Genomic DNA, 5714 nt, shown 5'->3' on the forward strand with positions numbered 1-5714 from the left:
CCCCCCCCCCCCCCCCCCCCCCCCCCCCCCCCCCCCCCCCCCCCCCCCCCCCCCCCCCCCCCCCCCCCCCGGCCCCCCCCCCCCCCCCCCCGGGAGGGTGGGTCACTTGGAGTCGGCGAACCAGCCGCGCAGCATGGTGGCGACCTCGTCCGGGCGTTCGCTGACCATCTCGGAGATCTCGCCGCGCACCCGCTCGCGCTTGGCCGACTCGAGCTGGGCCTGGCGGTCGTCGAGCTCGGGGTCGCGGATGCTCTCCACCTGGATCCGCGCCCGCTCCAGCGGGTCCACCTCGTCGTCGAACTCCTCGTACTCCTCGCGGTTGCGGCGGGAGCGGAGCCAGACGACGAGCACCAGCAGGGCGATGCCGAGGGCGATGCCGCCGGTCTTGATCATCGACCACATGGCGGCGGTCTGCTCCGCCTCCTCCGCGGCGGCGAGGTCCGCGGCCGCCTGGTCGGCGGCGGTGGTGTCGAACGGCATCGCCGCCACGGTGATCGCGTCGCCGCGGGCGACGTCGAGGCCGACGGCGTTGCCGACCAGCTGCTGGACCGCGGCCTGGTCGGCGGCGATGCCGGCGTCCATGACCACCGAGACGGTGAGCCGGTTGATCGCCCCGGGTGCACCGGCGATGGTCTCCACCGTCTTGTCCACGGCGTTGTTGGAGGTGGTCGACTCCTTCTCGTACGTCGACTCGCCCTGCCCGTTGACCGCGAGGTCCTCGGCGCCGAGCACCCCGCCGACGGCGCCGCCGGTGCCGGCGTAGTTCTCCACGGTGCGCTGCTCGGACAGCGCCGGGGTGCCCTCGTTGTACTCGTACCGCTCGGTCGTGGCGTCCCGCTTGTCCAGGTCCAGGTCGGCACGGACCTTGACCACCGCCTTGCCGGGGCCGGCCACGGTGTCGAGGATCTGCTGGGCGTTGGCGGCCAGCCGGGTCTCGTAGGCCTGCTCCATCTCGGTCCGGGCGTCGCCGCCGGCACCGGTCACCTCGCCGGCGGCGGAGAGCACCGCGCCGTTGGAGTCGGCGACGGTCACCCCTTCCGGGGCCATGCCCTGCACGCTGGAGGAGACCAGGTGGGTGACCGCCTGGATCTGCTCGCCGGACAGCGTCGTGCCCGGCTTGAGGTCCAGCAGCACCGAGGCGGTCGGCTCGCCCTCGTCGGTGGCGAAGACCTCGTCCTTGGGCAGCGCGACGTGCACCACCGCCGTCCGCACCCCGCTGATCGCCTTCAGCGTGCTGGACAGCTCGCCCTCCAGCGCACGCTGGTAGGAGATCTGCTGCTGGAACTCGCTGGTGGTGATGCCCTGCTCGTCCAGCAGGGCGTAGCCGGTCTCGTTGCCGGCCGGCAGGCCCTGGCCGCTCATCGCCAGCCGCAGGTCGTAGACCTTGTCCTGGGCCACCATGATCGTCTGGTTGCCGTCGGCCAGCTCGTAGGCGACGCCCTGGGCGTTGAGCTCCTCGACGATCGCCGAGGCGTCGGTGGAGGACAGGTTGCTGAACAGCGGCGACAGCGTGGACGCCGTGACCCAGCGGGTGAAGACGAACCCGCCGAGGACGAGCCCGGCCAGCAGCAGACCGATGACGATCTTCTGGCCGAGGCTGATCGTCGACAGCATCGAGCGGACCCGCTCCAGCGGGCCGGCGAGGGCGGCGGGCATCAGATCTGCATCCGCATGATCTCGGTGAAGGCGGCCACCGCCGAGTTCTTCAGCGTCACGACGGTCTCGGTGGCGAGCTTCGCCTCAGTGCTGGCGATCATGTAGTCGTGCGCGTCCTGCAGGTCGCCGGTGGCGGCCTGCAGCGCCAGGAAGTCCGCGGTCGACTGGGTGGCCTGCAGGTTGTCCACGGCACCGGTGAGGACGGCGGCGAAGCCACCGGCCCCGTTGGTGGACGGGACCCCGGCGGCCGAGGCGATCCCGGCGGTGCCGGTGAGCTCCTGGACACCGGGGAGCCCGGCCGTGGGCATGGCGAAGGAGATCGGGCCGATGGGGGCGGTCACGGTCAGCCCTTCCCGAGCTGGAGGGCCTGCTGGTAGGCCTCGGTGGCGCTGCGGATGGTGGCCAGGTTCGCCTGGTAGCCGCGCTGGGCCATCAGCAGCTGGGACATCTGGTCGCCCAGGTCGATGTCGGGGTAGCGGACGTAGCCGTCGGCGTCGGCCAGCGGGTTGTCCGGCTCGTGGACCAGCCGGCCCTCGGCGCTGCCGAGCTCGGTGCCGGCCACCCGCACGCCGCCCACGCCGGAGCCGTACTGCACGGCCTCGGCGACGATCATGCGTTCCTGGAAGGCGTCCTCGCCGGCCGGCCGGACGGTGTTGATGTTGGCCATGTTGTCCGCCACGGCGTCCATCCACTTGCGGTGGACGAACAGCGACGAGCCGCCGATGCGCAGGGTGTCGAAGACGCTCATCACTGCGTCCGCAGGGCAGAGCGCAGCAGCGCGTACTTGCCGTCGAGGGCGTTGATCGCCAGCTGGTACCGCAGGCCGGTCTCCTGGGCGATCACCGTCTCGGTGTCCAGGTTGACGTTGTTGCCGTCCATCCGGGTCGGGTCCATCGAGCGGGTCACGGAGCCCTGCCCGACCCGGGCGGACTCCCCGTTGGCGATCTCGGTGCGGAGGGTGGACTCGAAGTCCACCCGGCCGGCGAGGTAGCCCGGCGTCTGCAGGTTGGCGATGTTGTCGGCGGTCACCCGCTGGCGCTGCTGCAGGCCGGTGAGCGAGGCGTGCAGCGCCGTCATGGTCGAGTCGGTGATCACCGGACGCCCAGCGTGGAGCGACGGAGCACGAGATACCTCCGGGTACGGCGGGACGCGCGCGCAGGGGTGCCTGCGAGCGTGGGGGCCGCCGATCCGTGGCGAGGTGGTGCGTTCCGTGCAGAGGAGTCATCGGCAGCGGAGACCGCTGCCATGACCACGTGCACCCGTTCGTGCACCTCCAGTCACACAACGCACACGTCCCCCGGGGCAGAAATGGCCATTTCTGCCCCGGGGGACGGGGGAGGTGCGTGGGGGAGGAGCGGTCAGAGTGCCCGGTCGATGAAGGAGGCCACCGGGCGTGACGGGGCGTAGCTCATCCGGGCGGCGACGTCGCGCTGCTTCTGCGACTGGGTGATCCGCTCGACGAGGGCCTCGGCCACCGCGAGCTGGTGCTGCAGCAGCCGGGCGGCGCGCTCGCGCAGGTCGTCGGGGAGCGGACCGAGGTTGCTCGGCGGGATCCAGTCCGTGGACCGCCGTCCCCAGGCCGCGATCTCCTCGGCCCGGTCGCGGGCGAGGGTCTCCTCGGCGTTCTGCACGTCGCCTTCGAGCGCATCGAGCACCGCGGGCCAGGTGCGGGCCTCGCCCACCAGCGCGGGGAAGTCCCCGACCCGGTTGCGGGCCGGGTCGTCCCCCGCCCGGTCGCCGATCATGCGGGTGCGGACGCGAGGGAGGCCGCAGCCTCCCGCCAGGCGTCCCGCAGCGGCTCGACGACCTTGCGGCAGTCGCCCACGCGGCGCAGGTCGCCCTTGAGGGCGGCCTGGCCGAGCTCGGTGATCAGCCAGTTGTAGAGGGCAGCCAGCCGGGGCGCACCCTCCCAGGCATCCACCTGCAGGCTCTCCAGCAGGCCGAAGACGACGTCCTGGGCGTGCTGCAGCTGTTCCTGCGCAACCTGCCGGTCGCCGTTCTCCAGGGCGGTCTGGCCGCGCTCGAGGTCCAGGGCGAGCCGGTCGTACAGCATCACCAGCAGCCGCTGCGGCGACGCGGTGGTGACCGTGTCGCCGAGGTAGCGGGCGCGGAGGGAAGCGGTGCTCATCGGGAAGATGCTCCTGGGGGATCAGCGCGTCGGAGGGCGAGCGGGACTACTTGGACTGGGACCAGGAGGGCAGGCCGGCGAGCTGCGAGCTCAGCCACTGTCCCTGGTTCTGCAGGGTGCTCAGGGCGGTCTCCATCGCGGTGAACTGCCGGGTCAGCGCGTCCTTGCGCAGGGCGAGCCGGGTGTCCCAGCTCTCGATGCGCGCGGTGAGGTCCTTGGCGGTCGAGTCACTGCTGCTGGCCAGCATGGTCAGCGTGCCGGTGGCGCTGTCCGAGGCCTTCTTGGCCAGGACCTCCAGCTGCGCGGCCAGGCCGACCGGGAGGGTCGTGTCGTCGGCGTTGCCGGCGATCCCGTCGACGCCGGGGTTCACCATCGTCTTCTTCGCCAGCATGTCCTGCACCCCGGCCGGGTCACTGGACAGCGCGGCGGTGAAGGCGGCCTTGTCGAAGGTCAACGTGCCGGTCTTGGTCAGCTCCAGGCCGATGGTGGACGCGGACTTCCCGCCGACGCCGGAGGAGACGATGCTCAGGATCTGGGTGCCCAGACTGCGCAGGGTGGTGTCACCCTTGAGGCTGGCGGTCTGGCTGTCCTTGCTGGTGTAGGCGGTGATCGACTCGAACAGGCTGTTGGCGGCATCGACGAGGCTCTGCATCTTGGCGGCGGCAGCGGCCGTGTCGTCGGCGACGGTGACGGTGACGCTCCCCGTCGGGTCGGCCTTCGCGGCGGTGATCGTCACGCCGGGGAGCAGGTCGGTGAAGGTGTTCGTCGACGACGTCGCCACCAGCCCACCGCCGAGGCTCAGCTCGGCGTCCTGGCCGGCGGCGGTCGTGAGGAAGGCGGTCGAGGTGCCGGCGCCGCTGACGCCGAAGACGCCGGCCTTGCCGCCGGTGGTGGCGGTCAGCTGCAGCCGGACGTCGTCCGTGCCCACCTGGATCAGCGACGCCTTGACGCCGAGCTCGGTCGACTTGGCGTTGATCGCGGTGACCGCGTCGGCGAGCGTGGCACCGGCGGCGACGTCGACGGTGCCGACGGTCGTGGTGCCCCGGGTGATCGTGATCGGCCACTCCAGGCCGGAGCCGGACGCCGGCGCGGTGGCCGAGGCCCACTTCGCGCCGCTCACCATGGTCTGGGTGGCGGCCAGCTGCTTGACCGCGAAGGTCACCCCGCTGCCGGCCACCGCGGTGGCGCCCGCCGACGCGGTGACGTCGGTGCTGCTGCTCGAGGCCTTGGTGGCGCTCCAGGTGGTGTCCGCCTGCAGGGCGGCCGCGGCCGAGCGGAGCGCCTCGAAGCGGGTGTTGACCGCGCGGTAGGCGGTGGCGTCGGCCTGGACCGCGACGAGCTGGTTCTTCAGCAGCGTCTGCGGGTTCGCCTCGACCTGCATGAGCTGGGTGATCATCGTGTCGTAGTCGATGCCCGAGATCAGGCCCGTGCTCACGCTCATGCCTGCCATGTCGGTTCCTCCGGTCTCGGGGTGGGTGGAGCAGTGAGGGGGGAGGCCCGGGGGCCTCCCCCCTCACCGGGTGGTGCTCAGGTGGTGCGGGTGGATCAGCCCAGGAGCTTCAGGATGCCCTGCGGAGCCTGGTTGGCCTGGGCCAGCATCGCGGTGCCGGCCTGGGTCAGGATCTGCGTGCGGGTGAAGTTGGTCATCTCCTGCGCCATGTCGGTGTCGCGGATCCGGCTCTCCGACGCCGACAGGTTCTCGACGGCGACGTTGAGGTTGTTGATCGTGTGCTCGAACCGGTTCTGGATGGCACCCAGGTCGGCGCGAGTGGTCGACACGGACTTGATCGCCTCGTCGATCGACTTGATCGCCGCGGACGCCCCGGTGGCCTGCTGGAAGCTCGGGGTGGCCTTGGCGATGTCGGTGGTGGAACCGCTGAGCGCACCGTCGGCGTCGGTGTAGCCGGTGGTGCTGGCCGGGGCGGTGAAC

The 5714-nt window shown here is 71.9% G+C and carries 8 protein-coding genes; all 8 read right to left on the minus strand.

Annotation, left to right across the window (positions count from 1 at the left end; genetic code table 11):
• Window positions 1-102: 102 nt before the first annotated feature.
• Window positions 103-1656, minus strand: a complete 1554-nt coding sequence (gene fliF / locus ACI79U_RS21305) for a flagellar basal-body MS-ring/collar protein FliF (protein WP_457072353.1) — start codon at window positions 1654-1656, stop codon at window positions 103-105.
• On the minus strand, window positions 1656-1997 hold the full coding sequence (locus tag ACI79U_RS21310) for a flagellar hook-basal body complex protein FliE (protein ID WP_457072355.1): 342 nt from the start codon (window positions 1995-1997) through the stop codon (window positions 1656-1658). Before ACI79U_RS21310 ends, fliF begins: the two co-directional genes overlap by 1 nt.
• 2 nt (window positions 1998-1999) lie before the next feature.
• Window positions 2000-2404 carry a flagellar basal body rod protein FlgC gene (locus ACI79U_RS21315; RefSeq protein ID WP_457072357.1) on the minus strand — a complete coding sequence of 135 codons (405 nt, stop codon included), beginning with the start codon at window positions 2402-2404 and terminating at the stop codon, window positions 2000-2002.
• Window positions 2404-2751 (minus strand): flagellar basal body rod protein FlgB, encoded by a 348-nt coding sequence (locus ACI79U_RS21320; RefSeq protein WP_457072359.1) that lies wholly within the window; start codon window positions 2749-2751, stop codon window positions 2404-2406. The genes ACI79U_RS21315 and ACI79U_RS21320 overlap by 1 nt, the downstream gene beginning before the upstream one ends.
• Before the next feature lie 263 nt (window positions 2752-3014).
• Window positions 3015-3401 carry a hypothetical protein gene (locus ACI79U_RS21325; RefSeq protein WP_457072361.1) on the minus strand — a complete coding sequence of 129 codons (387 nt, stop codon included), beginning with the start codon at window positions 3399-3401 and terminating at the stop codon, window positions 3015-3017.
• Window positions 3398-3784 (minus strand): flagellar export chaperone FliS, encoded by a 387-nt coding sequence (gene fliS, locus ACI79U_RS21330; RefSeq protein WP_457072363.1) that lies wholly within the window; start codon window positions 3782-3784, stop codon window positions 3398-3400. Before fliS ends, ACI79U_RS21325 begins: the two co-directional genes overlap by 4 nt.
• 46 nt (window positions 3785-3830) lie before the next feature.
• Window positions 3831-5225 (minus strand): flagellar filament capping protein FliD, encoded by a 1395-nt coding sequence (gene fliD, locus ACI79U_RS21335; protein WP_457072365.1) that lies wholly within the window; start codon window positions 5223-5225, stop codon window positions 3831-3833.
• Between the two features lie 104 nt (window positions 5226-5329).
• The coding region (locus ACI79U_RS21340) for a flagellin (RefSeq protein WP_457072367.1) at window positions 5330-5714 on the minus strand (385 nt) is incomplete at its 5' end.

The sequence above is a fragment of the Modestobacter sp. SYSU DS0904 genome, from assembly GCF_054051115.1.